Annotated in this window: 10 protein-coding genes; 4 read left to right on the top strand and 6 right to left on the bottom strand. The window is 47.8% G+C overall.

Annotation, left to right across the window (positions count from 1 at the left end):
- Nucleotides 1-17: 17 nt before the first annotated feature.
- The 3 genes from BUA02_RS04980 (at nt 18) to BUA02_RS04990 (ending at nt 11,362) form a co-directional block, all read left to right on the top strand.
- Nucleotides 18-8,924, top strand: a complete 8,907-nt coding sequence (locus BUA02_RS04980) for a YodL domain-containing protein (RefSeq protein WP_026667055.1) — start codon at nt 18-20, stop codon at nt 8,922-8,924.
- A 51-nt stretch (nt 8,925-8,975) separates the two neighbouring features.
- Nucleotides 8,976-10,355: a hypothetical protein gene (locus BUA02_RS04985; protein WP_026667056.1), complete on the top strand. Its 1,380-nt coding sequence runs from the start codon at nt 8,976-8,978 to the stop codon at nt 10,353-10,355.
- A gap of 206 nt (nt 10,356-10,561) precedes the next feature.
- Nucleotides 10,562-11,362, top strand: coding sequence for a helix-turn-helix domain-containing protein (locus tag BUA02_RS04990; protein ID WP_002575858.1), 801 nt, complete (start codon nt 10,562-10,564; stop codon nt 11,360-11,362).
- Nucleotides 11,363-11,851: 489 nt separating this feature from the next.
- On the opposite strand, the gene BUA02_RS04995 is transcribed toward BUA02_RS04990, so the two are convergent.
- From BUA02_RS04995 to BUA02_RS05020, 6 genes are all read right to left on the bottom strand, one after another.
- A complete protein-coding gene (locus BUA02_RS04995) occupies nt 11,852-12,214 on the bottom strand; it encodes a nuclear transport factor 2 family protein (protein ID WP_022030129.1) in 363 nt (120 codons plus the stop codon).
- Nucleotides 12,215-12,272: 58 nt separating this feature from the next.
- The gene (locus BUA02_RS05000) at nt 12,273-13,058 is read right to left on the bottom strand and encodes an ABC transporter permease subunit (RefSeq protein WP_022030130.1); all 786 of its coding nucleotides are present in this window, start codon (nt 13,056-13,058) and stop codon (nt 12,273-12,275) included.
- 12 nt (nt 13,059-13,070) lie between these two features.
- Nucleotides 13,071-13,865, bottom strand: a complete 795-nt coding sequence (locus BUA02_RS05005) for an ABC transporter permease subunit (RefSeq protein WP_022030131.1) — start codon at nt 13,863-13,865, stop codon at nt 13,071-13,073.
- Between the two features lie 13 nt (nt 13,866-13,878).
- The gene (locus BUA02_RS05010) at nt 13,879-14,766 is read right to left on the bottom strand and encodes an ABC transporter ATP-binding protein (RefSeq protein WP_022030132.1); all 888 of its coding nucleotides are present in this window, start codon (nt 14,764-14,766) and stop codon (nt 13,879-13,881) included.
- Nucleotides 14,763-15,380 (bottom strand): TetR/AcrR family transcriptional regulator, encoded by a 618-nt coding sequence (locus BUA02_RS05015; protein ID WP_072701529.1) that lies wholly within the window; start codon nt 15,378-15,380, stop codon nt 14,763-14,765. Before BUA02_RS05015 ends, BUA02_RS05010 begins: the two co-directional genes overlap by 4 nt.
- A gap of 209 nt (nt 15,381-15,589) precedes the next feature.
- Nucleotides 15,590-16,264 (bottom strand): Crp/Fnr family transcriptional regulator, encoded by a 675-nt coding sequence (locus BUA02_RS05020; RefSeq protein ID WP_072701531.1) that lies wholly within the window; start codon nt 16,262-16,264, stop codon nt 15,590-15,592.
- A 100-nt stretch (nt 16,265-16,364) separates the two neighbouring features.
- Between BUA02_RS05020 and BUA02_RS05025 the strand changes: the two genes are divergently transcribed.
- A complete protein-coding gene (locus BUA02_RS05025; RefSeq protein ID WP_072701533.1) occupies nt 16,365-17,045 on the top strand; it encodes an ATP-binding protein in 681 nt (226 codons plus the stop codon).
- Nucleotides 17,046-17,059: the final 14 nt, after the last annotated feature.

A 17,059-nucleotide genomic window follows, 5' to 3' on the forward strand; every position in this document is an offset into this window, starting at 1 on the left:
ATAAGGAGAAACAGGCTATGGCAAGAAAATATGATGAGATCAAATGGCTTGCACAGGCTACGGCACAGGATTTATCGGCAGATATGGAAAAGTGGAAAGGATTCCTTACCACTGCCGGAAGGCTATACCGGTATCCTTTCATGGATCAGCTGCTTATCTATGCCCAGAGACCGGATGCCACAGCATGTGCAGAGCTTGAAACATGGAATCAGAAGATGAACTGCTGGGTCAACCGTGGGTCCAAGGGTATCGCTCTTTTGGATGAAAGCAGCGGCAGACCAAGACTTCGGTATGTATTTGATGTGTCAAATGTGCATCCCGGATGGAATGTTGGAAGACTCCCGTACATATGGCAGGTCAGGGAACGGAATGAACAGACAGTTCTCAACAGACTTGAAAACATATATGGAAAAACGGATGAAAGCAGACCTTTCGGAGATAGGCTGGTGGAGCTGGCACATCGTATTGCGGATGATTATTACAGGGATGTAATGCCTGATCTGCAGGACCGGGTGGATGGAAGCTTTCTGCATGGATATGATGAACTGAATCTTGAACTGCGCTTGCAAGAGACCATGAGAGATTCCATCGCATATACGCTTCTTACAAGGTGCGGTGTGGATACAGAACTTTATGATTTTGATTTTCGTTATCTGCATGAGTTCAGCGATGTGAAAACGCTGTCGGTACTTGGAAATGCAGTATCGGAAATGACTGAGCCGGTACTCATGGAAATCGGAAGAGCGGTAACGGTACAGGAACGTCATATCGCCAGATATGGCGAAGTAGAAAGACAAACGGAGAATATATCACAAGCCGTAGAAAAAAGCCAAAATTCGCTTGCAAATGAGGCTCAGAATGAATATAATGCTTTAAAGCGTGAAAGCGAGCGGCAAGGTGATATTTCCACCGATGATTATGAAAAAGGCGAAAGCGCTAATATTTCAGAACAAGGAGGAAATGACCATGGAACTGACTTACATGCAGAGCGGGGATTATCTGATCCCGAACCTGATCGCGAACAGCGAGCCGGAGGAACCCTTAACGAAGTACGGACTGATGCGGAGGAACTTCTTAAAGGAACACAGGAGAGGAACCTACAGCGGGATGATGTTAGAGGGGAATCTGAAGGAGCACTGCCTGATGATTCAGAAGCAGGCAGAGGAGAGGATGGATCTGTTGACATCCCAGATGGCGAAGTCCCAGGGAGTGAACGAAGCCCTGAAAGCATCAGACCAGATGAAGTGGGTGGGTCTGATGAACAACATCCGGGCATCGGCGGAGGAGATAGTTTTATCGGAGCTGATCTACAGCTAAACCCTCCGGATGCAGAACCCGAACAACTGAATATGTTTGACCTGTTCCCATCATTTGCGGAACAGGTGGGAACGATAGCAGCAGCGGAAGCAAGCGTGAAAACGAAGGCTCCCGCTGTTTTTATGCTAAAAGACGACCAGCTTCTTGATGTGATCAGATCCGGTGGTGGCAAAGAGAATAACCGTAAGCGTATCTATGCAAAGTACCAGGCAGGAAAAGATGCTGCGGAAATGACTGATTTCATAAAGAATGAGATCGGAACTACCGGTAAGGGCTTTGAATTTGACGGGCAGAGGGTATCTGTTTGGTTTAATGAAAATGGTATGAGCATCGCACCGGGCAATTCCGCTCAGGTGGACTTTGCCACTACCTATAGTTGGAGCCTTGTGGAAGAGTTCACCCGTCAGATGGTGGAAAACGGCTCATATATGTCGAGAAATGAAGCCTTTCTTGTGGACAGCACCGAACGGGCGAGGGTGGCTGATCAGATTTATTTCTTTTTCCGTGACGGCATTGATGATATGCCTGATTCTCTTTCTATCCAAGGAAGTAATTATCCCGACAGCCAGGCACATATCGTAGAGCTGCTATCTACCCATGAGGGAAGAGAGCTGCTTGCAGAGGAAATCGGCAGGGCTGCGGACAGGATAGAGAGCGGAGAGCTTCAACTTCGGTGGCGATATGTAAAAGAGCCGGAGTATCTGCTTTCAGAGATTGCCGACCTCGATGCTGAGCGTAGGGAGTTTCCTCTTGCAGATGAGGTAAATGTAAGGCTTGAAAACTTCATTACCCAGGATGAGATTGACAGCAGGCTCACCCATGGAAGCGGTGTATCGCAGGGACTTTTCCGTATCTATGATTATTTTAAGGAAGGGCATGACAGCAAAGATAATGTAGCGTTCCTTAAGAGCGAATACGGTACTGGTGGTCAGTCAGATGCACTGATTGGAAATGATAAGAGTTGGGAAGACCATGATGCAAAGGGCATTCAGCTTGACAAAGGCAGTATCATGGAGCCTTATACATCCGTGCTTCTTAACTGGAATGTGGTGGAAAAGCGTATCCGTGAACTGATTGCAGAGGATAAGTACCTGTCTCCAAAGGCAAAGGAAGCCTATGCAGAGTATAAAAAGGAGCAGGAAAAGGAAGCTCTTGCTGATGAGCAGGAAAAACTTGTTGATGCCATTGAAGCCGGGGATGCACAGGAAGAGCCTGAAAGCAAAGAGGCGGATCATAATCCCGAATTCGGTCCGCCTGTCGGACGGGGAGAGAATAGCCTTTGGTCGATAGTCCATGAAGCGGATGATGAAAATGATAATCCCCAGGAGTGGGCAACAAAGCTCCCTTCCGGTCAGTATGTATGGATAGACCGTGAGGAAGATGGTTCATATGGGATTCATCCGGTTGCTGATTCTCTTGCTGCTCCTACGGAGACCTTCAGGACTCTTGAAGAGGCGCAGGAGTATGTTGACGAGACCATGCGGGGAGAAGTGCTTAAAGAGCAGGCTTTAGAGCAGGAATCTTCAACATATACAATCTATCAGATATCGGATGAAGCTGAGGACAGACGGGATATCATCTTTGAAAATCTGGAGCACCTGCAGAACAGAGGACTGTCTGTTGATGCGGCAAACTATGAGGCAGTATATTCCGGAGAACTGGAGGAAAGCGCTACTCTCGATGACCTGTATGAGAAGTTTAACATAGACCATCCGGCAGATTACAAGGGACGCTCCATGTCCGTATCGGATGTGGTGGTATTGCATCAGAATGGTGAGGACAAGGCATATTTCGTGGATTCATTTGGATTTTCGGAAGTGCCGGAGTTTCTTCGGGAAAAAGAAGCAGTCCTTACTCCGGAGCAGGAGCAGGCAAAGGAGCTTATCAATGAGTTCTGCTACAGGGAGTATGATCATGATGCAGATTTCTCGGATCTTTCCAATGTGGAGATAGCTTATACCGACCTTATAGATGAAGCAGATGGAAAAGAGTACCCGATACAGGCTTCTGTAGACCTTGAGCATAACAGCATCCGCCTTGCGATTGACGGGCAGATCATTTCTCAGAATGAATATGATACCCTTACTGACCTTATAGAAAATGAGCTTAAGTACCTTGATTTTGACGAGCTTACCTATGTATCAGAAGAGGACTGGGAGAAGTTCCATAACATGGAGCTTACCGCAGAGGATATACAGAACATTTCCTATATTGGAGCGGAGTACAGCAATTTCGGGCATACTGCGGAGTATGAGCTTGAAGCCGATATCCGGGGAGAACATCAGAAGATCCGGTATGAGGTCACAAGGCATGACGGGGATGAAGAGAGCTTTTCCATCCATACTGAAAGTAACGATATTTATGACAGGCTTTCTGAACCGGAGCTACGCAAGCTGGAAGAGAAACTGTCAGATGAAGTAAGGGTCGGGCAGTATGAAAAGAAGATTGAAAAAGCTGATAGCCTTGATGCAGTTAAGAACATCCAGTATGAGTTTATGGATGATGAGAGCTTTCCAAGGAGGCTTGTCGGAAGGTTCTGGGAATCCTATAACGCAAGGGAAGCGGAACTGTCTGAAGACGCAAGAGCTGCGGCAAAGAATTTCCGCATTACAGATGATGACCTGGGAAAAGGCAGCGCAAAGGAAAAGTTCCGTGACAATATCAGGGCGATTACAACTTTGAAGCAGATCGAGGACGAACACAGGACAGCCACGCCGGAGGAACAGCAGATTTTATCACAGTACGTCGGCTGGGGTGGTCTTGCAGATGCCTTTGATGAAACCAAGAGTAACTGGTCTGCGGAATATCAGGAATTAAAGAGCATTTTGACACCGGAGGAATATAATTCCGCAAGAGAGAGTACCCTAAATGCCCACTTTACAAGCCCCGTAATCATAAGAAATATCTATGAAGCACTGGGACAGATGGGATTTGAAAAGGGAAATATACTTGAGCCTGCCATGGGTGTAGGTAATTTCTTCGGTATGCTGCCAGAGGAGATGCAGGACAGCAAGCTATACGGAGTGGAGCTGGATGATTTGACAGGCCGCATCGCAAAGCAACTCTATCCGCAGGCAGATGTGCGTATCAGCGGATATGAAAAGACCGATTTTCAGAATGATTTCTTTGATGTTGCTGTGGGAAATGTGCCGTTCGGGAATTATAAGGTAAGTGACAAGCCTTATGATAAGCTGAATTTCCAGATCCATGATTATTTCTTTGCAAAGACACTGGATAAGGTAAGACCGGGCGGTATCGTGGCATTTGTTACAAGCAAGGGAACCATGGACAAGCAAAGCCCGCAGGTGAGAAAGTACCTTGCTCAGAGGGCAGAACTGCTCGGAGCGGTGAGATTACCTAATACAGCTTTTAAGGAGAATGCCGGTACAGAAGTCACGTCCGACATTCTTTTTTTCCAGAAAAGGGACAGGCTTATGGATATCGAGCCGGACTGGGTACACCTCGGCATGGATGCAAACGGTATAGCCATGAACCAGTATTTTGCCGACCATCCGGAGATGATCGTAGGGAAAATGGAGATGGTATCGGGACCCTTTGGTATGGAGAGTACCTGTGTACCGGATGAGAGCAGACCATTTGAGGAGCAGCTTCGTGAGGCAATCAGCAATATTCATGCAGAATATGAAGCGGTGGAGCTTTCAGCGGACGAGCTTGGAAAGTCTGACCTTGAAGTAATCCCAGCAGATCCGAATGTGAAGAATTACAGCTTTTGTATGGTGGATGATCATGTGTATTATCGTGAGAATTCCGTCATGAAGCCTGCCGATGTGTCAGATACCATGGAAGACCGCATCAAAGGTATGATCGCTATCCGTGACTGTACGCAGGAACTAATTCAGATGCAGATGGAGGATTATCCCGACTCAGCCATTACGGACAAACAGGCAGAACTGAACGGATTATATGATAAGTTCTCCGATAAATACGGGCTTATCAGTTCTCAGACCAATAAGAGAGCCTTTAATCAGGATTCTTCATACTGCCTGCTCTGTTCTTTGGAGAAGCTGGATGATGAGGGGAAGTTTCTTGGAAAAGCGGATATGTTCACGAAGCGTACCATCAAACACGCAGAGGTGGTGACAAGTGTTGATACCGCAAGCGAGGCATTGGCGGTCTCCCTGGCTGAAAAAGCCAAGGTAGACCTTGACTATATGGCAGAGCTTACGGGAAAGGAAAAAGAAGCCATAACTGAGGAGCTTGCAGGAGTTATCTTCCGGAATCCGCTGACCGACCAGTGGGAGACAGCGGATGAATACCTGTCCGGTAATGTCCGTGAGAAGCTTTCCATAGCAAAGAACTATGCGGAAAATCACCCTGAGTATCAGGTGAATGTGGTGCATCTTGAACAGGTAATGCCGAAAGACCTTGAAGCATCGGATATAGAAGTCCGTCTTGGGGCAACATGGGTTGACCCGAAGTATATCGAGGACTTCATGCGTGAGACTTTCCAGACACCGGGATATCTTTTTGACCGGAATGTCATGGGCATACAGTATTCGGATGTGACCGGGCTTTGGAATGTAAAGGGTAAGAATGCAGACTATGGCAATACCCTTGCCAACATGACCTTTGGTACCGGCAGGGCGAATGCCTATAAGATACTGGAGGACAGTCTGAACCTTAAGGATGTGCGTATCTATGATACTATCGTGGAGGATGGCAAGGAAAAGAGGGTGCTGAATAAGAAGGAGACCACCCTTGCTGCACAGAAGCAGGAGGCAATCCGTGAAGCTTTTAAGGACTGGATTTTTAAGGATCCGGAGCGGAGAGCTGATCTTGTAAAGGTTTATAATGAGCGTTTCAATTCCACAAGACCAAGGGAATATGACGGCTCACATTTGCAGTTTCCGGGTATGACACCGGATATAGAGCTTAAGCCGCATCAGAAGAATGCGGTAGCTCATGTGCTGTATGGAGATAACACGCTCCTTGCACACTGTGTAGGTGCTGGCAAGACCTTCGAAATGACTGCGGCAGCTATGGAACTTAAAAGGCTTGGGCTTGCTCAGAAGTCGCTGTTTGTAGTACCAAACCACCTGACAGAGCAGTGGGCATCAGATTTCCTGCGTCTGTATCCCGGAGCGAATATCCTTGCGGCTACGAAAAAGGACTTTGAGCCTGCAAATCGCAAGAAGTTCTGCTCCCGTATAGCAACAGGCGATTATGATGCCGTGATCATCGGCCATACGCAGTTTGAAAAGATCCCGTTGTCACAGGAAAGGCAGGTGGCGATACTGGAGCGGCAGATAGATGAGATCACGGAGGCTATAGCACAGGCAAAGGCTGACAGGGGTGAGCGATATACCATCAAGCAGATGGAAAAATCCAAGAAGCAGCTCATGACAAGGCTTGATAAATTAAATGATCAGAGCCGTAAGGATAATGTTGTAACCTTTGAACAGCTTGGCGTAGACAGGCTTTTTGTGGACGAGTCGCATTCGTACAAGAATTTGTTCTTATATACGAAAATGCGGAATGTGGCAGGTATTGCACAGACTGAAGCTCAGAAGTCACAGGATATGTTTAACAAGTGTCAGTACCTCGATGAACTGACTGGTGGTAAGGGCGTGACCTTTGCAACCGGAACACCGATCAGCAACAGCATGACGGAGCTATATACCAATATGAGATATTTACAGTATGGTACGCTTCAGAAGCTGGGACTGGGACAGTTCGATGCATGGGCGGCTAACTTCGGTGATACACAGACGGCGATAGAGCTTGCACCGGAGGGAACCGGATACAGGGCAAAGACAAGGTTTGCAAAGTTCTTTAACCTGCCTGAGTTGATCGCACTCTTTAAGGAGAGTGCCGATATACAGACACCAGATATGTTAAAACTCCCTGTGCCGGAGGCAGAGTATGAAAATGTGACATTAAAGCCGTCCGAAGCGCAGAAGGAAATGGTGGCATCTCTGGCAGACAGAGCAGAGCGGGTGCGTAACCGTATGGTGGATTCATCCGTCGATAATATGCTTAAAATTACTAACGATGGGCGTAAGCTGGCACTGGATCAGCGTCTTATGAACGATATGCTACCGGATGATGAAAACAGTAAGTCCAGTGTTTGCGTGGAGAAAGCTTTTGAGATTTGGGAGGAGACAAAAGATAAGCGGTCAGCCCAGCTCATTTTTTGCGATTTGAGTACACCTAAAGGAGACGGAACCTTCAATGTATATGAGGATATCAGGGACAAGCTGATAGCAAAAGGAGTACCACCGGAAGAGATAGCTTTTATCCATGATGCGAATACCGAGACGAGGAAAGCGGAGCTGTTTGGCAAAGTAAGAAGCGGACAGGTCCGTTTTTTATTGGGATCAACGCAGAAGATGGGAGCCGGTACCAATGTGCAGGACAGGCTGATAGCACTTCATCACTTGGATGTGCCATGGAGACCCTCTGACATTGAACAGCAGGAAGGTCGTATCTTACGACAGGGCAATACTAATCCAAAGGTAAAGATCTTCCGCTATGTTACAGAGGGTACGTTTGATGCGTACTCGTGGCAGCTCATCGAGAACAAGCAGAAGTTCATCGGGCAGATCATGACCAGTAAATCTCCAGTCAGAAGCTGTGAGGATATTGACGAGGCGGCACTTACCTATGCGGAGGTCAAGGCTCTTGCTACGGGAAATCCTTATATCAAAGAAAAGATGGATCTCGACATCCAGGTATCAAAGCTGAAGCTCATGAAAGCGAACCATACCAGTCAGAAATACCGACTGGAGGATAATATCGCAAAGAACTACCCACAGCAGATATCAGCACTGAAGGAGCGTATCGCCGGAATGAAGGCAGATATTGCAACATACAATGCCAGCAAGCCTGCGGATAAGGATGTCTTTACCATGACGGTAGCCGGAAAGACCTATGATGACAGGAAGGAAGCCGGAACAGCAATCATCGGTATCTGCAAGGAGATGAAGCAGGCCAATGTGGCTGTGCCAATCGGTGAGTACCTTGGCATGAAGATGAATATAACCTTTGATTCATTTTTCAGGAAGTTTACGCTGAACATGAAAGGAAAACTCAGCCATGAAGTGGAGATTGGCTCTGACCCGTCCGGTAACATTACCCGTATCGGTAATGCCATGGAATCCATGACAAAACAGCTTGAGGATGCGATTGCGAAGCATGCCAATGTGGAACAGCAGCTTGAAACCGCAAAGATTGAGGTGGAAAAGCCATTCCCACAGGAGAAGGAGCTTAACGATAAGCTGACAAGGCTTGCAGAACTGAACAGCCTGCTTGATATGGATGAAAAAGGCGAGGATGCAGTTGATCTTGATGAAGATGCTCCAAAGCCGGAGAAAGAAACAGCAGAACAGACCGAGACGGTAATGCCGGCACAGGAGGCTACCAAAGAGGCAGGTCACATATCGGAGGATAAGGCTGAAATAAGCGAAAAAGCTGAGGAGGCTGATATATCAGAAACAGAGGATATGGGGAACCCTGCAACAAAACCGGAGACAAAAGAGGAAAGACCGTCCCTTGTCGCAAGGCTTAATGAGAAGAAGGCGGTTGTAGCTGCCATGGATCAGAAAGCACCTGCGGTAGCAAAGAAAAAAGAAGAGGTTATAGCATAAGATCAAAGGGCTTCGGGGATTATCTCCGGAGCCTTTTAGAAAGGAGCTGAAATGGCAAAAGACGAAACAAAAGGCGAAAGCCTTAACGATGCCGCTGTCATAAGCGCATTTAAGGATAAGACCAAAGAGAAGTTCCATGAGCTTGACGGCATGGATCCTGAAACGATAGAAGCTAATGTTAAAACAATAGTGCAGGGCATAGTGAATGATTATGGGATGGATGTAATCATTGAGGATGTCGTTGTATCCGGCAGTCGTTGCAGGGGTATGGAGGAGAAAGGAGCTGACCTTGATGTGGTGTTGTATTACAGCGGCTCGGTGAGGGAGGACGATCTGTTTAACACTCTTAATCAGGGAAATATCATTATGGGTGGTGTAAAGCTCGATATAAACACGATATCACAGGAACAGCATGGGAGTCTTTCCGAGTATCTGACCGGTGTGGAAGCGTACCTTACAGAAAAACAGGCTCAAATAATACAGGAAGCACAGCAGCGTAACACAGAGATAACCTATACCGTTGCGGAGTGCGGCGAATTTCACAGCATGGGAACCTATCATGAGGGAATTTCCACTATAGAAGAGGCAAAAGCTCTGTTTGAGAGCATCCGTGAAAATCATAGCAATATGATCCCTGCTGTCGGCATCAACATACATGAAGCTGGGACACCGGAGATAGATGATGTGCAGATGGATGTCCTCTATGGAAACACCATAGATCTTGATAATCTGCGGTATGTTCCTCAGATATGGAATGATCAGGAGGGACTGTCAAAGATCGGGCAGATCATAGATGCATTCCCGGATGTAAAGGTAATCGGGACACTGCCGGGATTGACTGTACAGGATAGACCGGAACAGGATATGGATGCCGTAAAGCCGGTATATGTGGACGAGGCTGCGAAGCTGGCGGCTGAAATAGACCGCTTTTCCAGTGACTTTGATCCCTATGAGTACAAGGATACGGTCGATAACTGGGAGTTACAGGTGCAGAATATAGCGGATGATATCCGAAACGGCAATTCTGCGGATTATAAGAAGTACCTGGGAACTGTGATAGAAGAGAGTGACAACATCGAGGATGTCCGCAAGGCGGCGGAGCTTCTTGTGAAGTTGGCTGAATACAAGCCGCTTGCCAAGGTGGAGGAGCTTGAGGAGGTAAATCTGAACCAGATCGACAATGTACTCAGCAATACGGTTCCAAAATCTGAGGAGAAAAGGGAAGCCCGGCAAGCGGAGCAGGAACGCTTGGAAGAGCTGCAACGCATCGAGGAAGAGGAAAGAAAACGCAGGGCAAGAGGGGAACGCCCATCACTACGGGCGAGACTTGCGGCCAAGAAAGCTATAGTAGCCGCAAACAGTGCAGTCCCCCAAAGAGAAACACAGCGACAGGTGCAAAATGAGCCGGTAAAACCACATATTGAGCTTTAAAGGTGTTTTTATTGGACAGGTAAATTTGTAATATGAGATCAGGATGGGGAAATACCCTGTTCTGGTCTCTTTTTTTATATCAGGTCAAATTTCGTGAAGATGTAGCAAATGGTAAAATAAAACTGTAAATGCCTATGCCGTTATGCTATGAGCATAGTACATAGCATAACGGCTTCTCTTTCGTTGAGCTAGCAAGGAGGGTGAATATGTCTTTATCCATACAAGAGCGATTAAAAGACCTACGTGTGGAGCGTGGCTTGACGCTGGGGCAGCTTGCGGAGCAGACCGGGCTTTCCAAGTCTGCGCTGGGCAGTTACGAAACGGAAGACTTCAAGGACATCAGCCACTATGCCCTTATCCGGCTGGCGAAGTTTTACGGTGTGACCGCTGATTATCTGCTGGGGCTGTCTGAAATGAAAAATCACCCAAACGCCGATCTTGCAGACCTGCGTTTGAGTGATGAAATGATTGACCTGCTGAAAAGCGGGAGGATAGACAATACCCTGCTGTGTGAGCTGGCGGCGCACCCGGATTTCCCCCGGCTGATGGCTGACCTTGAAATCTATGTGAACGGAACGGCACTGAAACAGGCGCAGGGTGCAAACGCCATAGTGGACACGATGAGCGCAACTGTTATAAAAAAGCATAATCCTGGCATGAGTGATACGCAGTTAAGACAGCTTATCACCGCCCATATTGATGAGGACGAGTTTTGCCGCTATGTGATACAACGGGACATAAACGGGATTGCCCTTGCTCTGCGGGAAACACACAAGGACGATTTTTTCAGCGTCCCAGAGGATAACCCGCTAAAAGAAATGCTGGAAACTGCTGGTGAAATCGTCAGCCAGGACAGCGACACGGAACAAGCGTACTTGGCGTTTATCTGCAAACGGCTCAAGCTGAATTTTAGGAAGCTGTCAGTAGAAGAACGGAAGTGGCTGAAAAAGATTGCGGAAAAATCCGACTTGCTGAAGAATCCAAAACCGCAGAGAGGACGAAGATAAAAAATGCCTGAAGGGCGTGTCCGCACAGGGACATCTTGAAATTGAAGGTACTACACCAGCCGATTGAGGGATGAAACGAAAAATCCGAGGCAGAGAGATATTCTCTTCCTCGGATTTTTTTATTTCAATAGACTCTCCGCCTCGAACTTGGTATATTGTGTTGCTGAGAAATGCGGTGCCATACACCACACATGGTTCGGAAAGTATGCTGTGAAAAAATTGCATCTTTTTTAATGCTGTCAGCGGTCTTTCCCTCTTTTCTCTTGTACGCATTGTATCGTCAGAGGCGTGGTTCAGAGCTTCCTTGTAACCCAGAGAGCAACGACCTGTATGTTTGGCTTCAGGAAGCCGCCCGCATCGACGAAGAAGAATATTCCTTCCATGGCATCCATACTGTCGATTTTCCAGTTCCCGGAGGGCCTGTAATTACAATAATTCTTCCTCGCTCCATTTTCGCCCTTCCTTCAACTTCGTGCTTTGTTCACTTTTTCACAACGATTCAATAGGTAAATTATGCTGCTTCAAAAAGGACAGCTTATCCCAATATCCTCTCTGGAACAGAATTTTACCATTTACAACATGGAAGAAGCCGCATCCCCGCAGTCCCAGAGGATCCTTCCATTCTAAAATCGCCCACTGTCCATCTTCAAAGATGTTCTCTACAATGGCAGTCATATCGGCAGTGGCAAATTCTGTTGTAAACATTTCTCGGATTGCATCTATCCCAATCACGGGATCATTTGTCACTTGATGGTTGGTTGCGTTATCATGGTACAAGCTCACGATTGCTTCTACATCGTGATTATTGAACGCATCTACCCATTTACATACTACTTCTTTTGGTCGTAACATAAATATTTCCTCCATATATCGTTAGCTGCCTTTTTCAAGATACACGATTCATGTAAAATCACAATTCCCGCCGTTTCCATTGTTTCAGGGCAGCTGCGACACAAATGCCTGCCACAACGATTGTTAAGAAGATATAGGGAAGGTGGAAACCGTGCAGTGCTACCTCGTACACATCAAAATAACGCAATGGGGTCAGAAAGTCCAGAAAATGATTACCTGTGTACTCGGCAGTAAAGGCCAACGCATAGGCAGCCAGCATGGAAATTGTTCCTGTCCGCACCGCAGCCCTATAGGACAGGAGCACGCTGGCAAACAGCAGCCCCAGGGCAAAAAAGAGGATCTGGGTAAAGAACATTCCCATCGTTGTGGAAAGCACCGCTCCCGGCTGATCCAGACCACCCAAAGGAAGAACAATTGTGAAATAATTGCACACGCCACTGAACAGGGCGAACACCAGCAGGTTCACTGCCGAGACGATCACCTTCGCCAGAACAATGGTTTTCCGCTTCACAGGCTTTGTGAACAGGTATTCCGATGTTCCGAATTTCTTTTCCTTTGCCACACAGGACAGTCCCAAAGACATGGCATAGGGAAACGCCAGCAGTCCCTCCCAGAAATAGATGCACACATACCAGCCGGTGGATGTCGTCAAGTCGCCTTTGACTCCGAACATAATCATGATCAGTCTCGGAAATTGGCTGACCATCGCGGCCATTTCATCCAGACTGTCCTGTAGGGACAGAAGCTCAAAATAGCAGAAACCGCACAGAAGCAGCATGATTCCCAGCCAGATCAGCAAAAGTCTTCTGGTTTGACGAAACTCATTTTTAATCAATATTTTCATGTTCACACCTCCTTAGCTGCGGAACTGAATGTCTTTTTTCAGAAAGACACCGTAAGAAAGCACCAAAAACAAGGCAAACAGCAGCACGCACCACCCAAGATACCGGAGGTCATAGAAGCCGGCTTTGGAGATCTCGGCGGCTCCGAAGAACGAGTAGGGAGACAGAAAACTGATAGCCCGGTTACTGACGATGTTGGAGAAGCTGGTAATGCAATACTCAACGAACACAACCAAACCGGCAGTCAGCAGCGGACTGCGGTTGCGGGAAAACAAAACTCCCACCATCAGACCCATTGCAGCGAAGAACAGCGTAACAAGGGTCAGGGACAGGGCAATCAGGAAAAACTCTCCCCAGGGAGTTCCGGAACGGAATATTGCCATGGCGAAAAGGGAAGCCAGCAGATACGCCGCACCAACGATTGCCACGCCGACAAACACGGTCAATGCCTTTGCCCAATAAATTGCTTTCCGGGGAAAGGGCTTTGTAAACAGATATTCCGAGGTTCCTTCCGTACATTCTCTGGTGTGAATGGAAATGCCGAAGTGCATCCCAAAAATGCCGGAGGCAATCATGAAAAAGCTGGTCAGGAACCCATAAATGCCCAGCGGAGAGGTTAGGTATTCCATCGATACGCCGACACTCCTGTAAAAGTCCGTGGTGCCCATGGTTTCAAAGAGTTCCACGGAGGCAGCATCCAGAAAGCTGTAATAAGTCGGCGTCATCAAAAAAATACACAGTGCCAAGGCGATAGCCCAGCCCAGGATATAGGTTCGATGTCTTTTCAGTTCATATTTCAAAATGACCATGCCTGACACCTCCTTACGCATAGTAGTGCATGAAGATTTCCTCCAAAGAGGGCTCTTCCAAAAGCACATCGTCCAAATGCAGCAGGTGAAGCTTGTCGATGATCGCTGTGATATTGCCGTTATACATAAAGGAAACAGAGGTCTTGTCAGGACTCTCGGTGTAGTTGGCAATGCCGGGCAAGCCCCAGAAGTCACGGGGAATGGTTGTTTTGGCGGTGAGGCTGACCTTTTTATAGCCGCTTTCCCGAAGCTCTTTGATGGACTGAATGCCCACGAGTTTGCCTTCTTTTAAGATTGCCACCCGGTCACACAGCTTCTGTACTTCGCTGAGGACATGGGATGAGAAGAAAATGGTGGTTCCCCGGCTGTTCTCCTCCTTCAGAATATCGTAGAAGGCCTGCTGGATCAGCGGGTCTAAGCCGCTGGTGGGCTCGTCCATAATCAGCAGCTTGGGCGAGGTCATGATGGCAGACACAATCCCCACCTTTTTCTTGTTACCCAGAGACAGGTCTGCGATTTTCCGGGTCAGATCCAGATTAAGGCGCTCAGAAAGCTCATACATTTTCGTTTCGCAGTCCATGCCGTACAGGTCAGCGGTGTATTGCAGCAGGTCCCGCACCTTCATGTTTTCATAATAGCTGTTCTCGCTGGGAAGGTAGCCCACATCTCTGGCAATGACACTGGCCTTGGTCTGACAGTCCAGGCCGAAAATAGAGGCGTTGCCGCCGCTGGGATGGATCAGGCCCATCAGCGTGCGGATGGTGGTGGATTTTCCTGCACCGTTGGGGCCAATGAAGCCGAAAAACTCGCCCTCATTCACCGAGAAACTGAGGTCGTTGATCCCCCGATGGGTTCCATAGTGCTTGGTCAGCTGGTTTAAGACGATTGCTTGCTCACTCATTTTTGATACTCCTCCTTATAAAAATTTTTCCGCAGAATTGCGATGTTCTCCTCAAAATCCTCCATGACAGCCTGAAAATCGAAGGCCGCCGCCCCACGGTACCGGGCCGCATAGCCCTCGGCCATCAGAAGCAGCATCTGAAATACCGGCCGGGCATCCTCCGGGTTTTTGAATTTCAAAGCGTCCTCCTCCCGAAGAACCATATCGTTTCTGAAGCTGCAGGCTTCCTCTGTCAGAATCACCAGCGCATCGGCTACTTCGGGAGAAGTTTCTTCCCAGACGCTGGTAATAAACTGCAGGGTGAAGGGCTGATTTTGGAAGCTCTCCATTTCCATGCGGCTGGATGCCAGGATCCTGTCGAACAAATCCGTTTTGGAATCCAGATGTGCTTTTTCAAATATTTCTTCAATGACCTTTTTACAGTATTCCAGCAGATAAATATAGAGCTGTTTTTTGCTTCCGAAATACTGAAACATGGATGCCTTGGAGATATGAGCAGCCACTGCAATATCATTGACGGATGCTTTTTCATAACCAAATTTTCCGAAGCACTGAAGTGCTGCGTTCAGGATCGTCATTTTCTTTTCTTCCGTCAGCGCCAAAAATTTTTCCACTTTGATCCCTGCCTTTCAACGAAATAACCGAATCGGTTATTTATAATATAACACCAATAACCGATTCGGTCAAGTAATTAAAATTATCATTTTAAAAATAGATAGACACCCAAAAAGCCGCCTGTACGAGCATTTCCCATGCCCGCACAGGCGGCTTGCGTTATTATGCAAAATTGTTTTTCCGTTTCTCAAAGCCGGCTCATTCTAAATCAATCCGATGAATATGTGAACAACGTGAATTTGTTTTTGCTGTACTGAAGTATCCCATCCTTTTGCATCTGAGAAAGCGCCACCGACATGGCGGCCCGTTCGACGCAGAGGTAGTCCGCCAGCTGCTGGCGGTTATAGGGGATGGTAAAGGACAGGCTGCCGCACCGGTCTGCTTCCGATGACAGGTAAGACAGGAGCTTTTCCTTGGTAGATCGTTTGCTGATATGATTGATTTTATCATGCATCCGCAGAGATTTGCCTGCGATCACATTGACCAGATTGCGGATCAGCTGAGCATGGTGGGAACAGGTATTTGAACAGGCTGAGAGAATGCGGTTGATGTTCAATAGCAACACCTGGCAATCGGCTTCGGCGACCACGCTCACATTCAGCACACTCCCCATGGAGGCGGCGAATACCTCCCCACAGGAATCTCCGGGAGAAAGAATGTCCAGAATATTCCGATGTCCCCACACATCCTCCTGAACAATGACTGCGGAGCCGGATAGGACAATTCCCATGACCTCGGTGCTGTTTCCAGCTCTCAGGATATAGCTACCCTTGGGATAGGGTGTTACAACAGCGCTCATACACTGAAGGATCGACAGGATCTCCTCATCTGACATGGCCATAAAAAAGGGGGTATGCTTCAAAAGCGATAAATATGCTTTCATTTTCAGTCTCCTTGTTTGAAATCAAACAGACTTGTTGCTTAAATTTTAGTATCATTCAAGTACGGTGTCAACCGGAACAACAAATGGAGGTGGAATGAACATGATTCGGAGAATCATTGAAATTGATAGAGACGCCTGTACCGGCTGCGGTATTTGCGTGGAAGCCTGCCACGAAGGGGCTATCGGTCTGGAAAATGGGAAAGCAATTTTGCTCCGGGACGATTACTGCGACGGTCTTGGGGATTGTCTGCCTGCTTGTCCGGCGGGAGCGATCTCTTTTACAGAGCGGGAAGCCGCTGCTTACGACCATGCAGCAGTTCTGGCAAAGAAACAGGAGCATCCGCTCCCCTGTGGCTGTCCGGGGACAGAAGCACGAAGCATTCCCCGTCAAAGCTGCGACTGTTATGCAGCGCAGACCGAAAGCCGGCTGTCTCAATGGCCCGTCCAAATCAAACTGGCCCCTATCCAGGCCCCTTACTTTCAGGGGGCGTCCCTGCTGATCGCCGCCAGCTGCACGGCCTATGCTTATGCCTCTTTCCATGAGGATTTTATCGTCGGCCGCATCACTCTCATCGGCTGCCCCAAGCTGGACGGTGTGGACTATTCGGAAAAGCTGTCTCAGATCCTCAAAGGAAATGACATTCGGGACATTCTTCTGGTTCGGATGGAAGTCCCCTGCTGCGGCGGGCTGGAAAAAGCGGTTGAACGAGCGCTTGACAGCAGCGGGAAGGAAATCCCCTTCCGAACGCTTACGATTACCACTGATGGAAAAATGAAATAAAAAATGATATAAGG

This window comes from Butyrivibrio hungatei DSM 14810 (assembly GCF_900143205.1).
Taxonomy (GTDB): Bacteria; Bacillota; Clostridia; order Lachnospirales; family Lachnospiraceae; genus Butyrivibrio; species Butyrivibrio hungatei.

Coding starts and splice junctions, on each gene's coding strand:
- BUA02_RS05020 (WP_072701531.1), bottom strand. CDS start 16,264: ATGAAAGCATATTTATCGCTTTTGAAGCATACCCCCTTTTTTATGGCC.
- BUA02_RS05005 (WP_022030131.1), bottom strand. CDS start 13,865: ATGGTCATTTTGAAATATGAACTGAAAAGACATCGAACCTATATCCTG.
- BUA02_RS04980 (WP_026667055.1), top strand. CDS start 18: ATGGCAAGAAAATATGATGAGATCAAATGGCTTGCACAGGCTACGGCA.
- BUA02_RS04985 (WP_026667056.1), top strand. CDS start 8,976: ATGGCAAAAGACGAAACAAAAGGCGAAAGCCTTAACGATGCCGCTGTC.
- BUA02_RS05010 (WP_022030132.1), bottom strand. CDS start 14,766: ATGAGTGAGCAAGCAATCGTCTTAAACCAGCTGACCAAGCACTATGGA.
- BUA02_RS05025 (WP_072701533.1), top strand. CDS start 16,365: ATGATTCGGAGAATCATTGAAATTGATAGAGACGCCTGTACCGGCTGC.
- BUA02_RS04995 (WP_022030129.1), bottom strand. CDS start 12,214: ATGTTACGACCAAAAGAAGTAGTATGTAAATGGGTAGATGCGTTCAAT.
- BUA02_RS04990 (WP_002575858.1), top strand. CDS start 10,562: ATGTCTTTATCCATACAAGAGCGATTAAAAGACCTACGTGTGGAGCGT.
- BUA02_RS05000 (WP_022030130.1), bottom strand. CDS start 13,058: ATGAAAATATTGATTAAAAATGAGTTTCGTCAAACCAGAAGACTTTTG.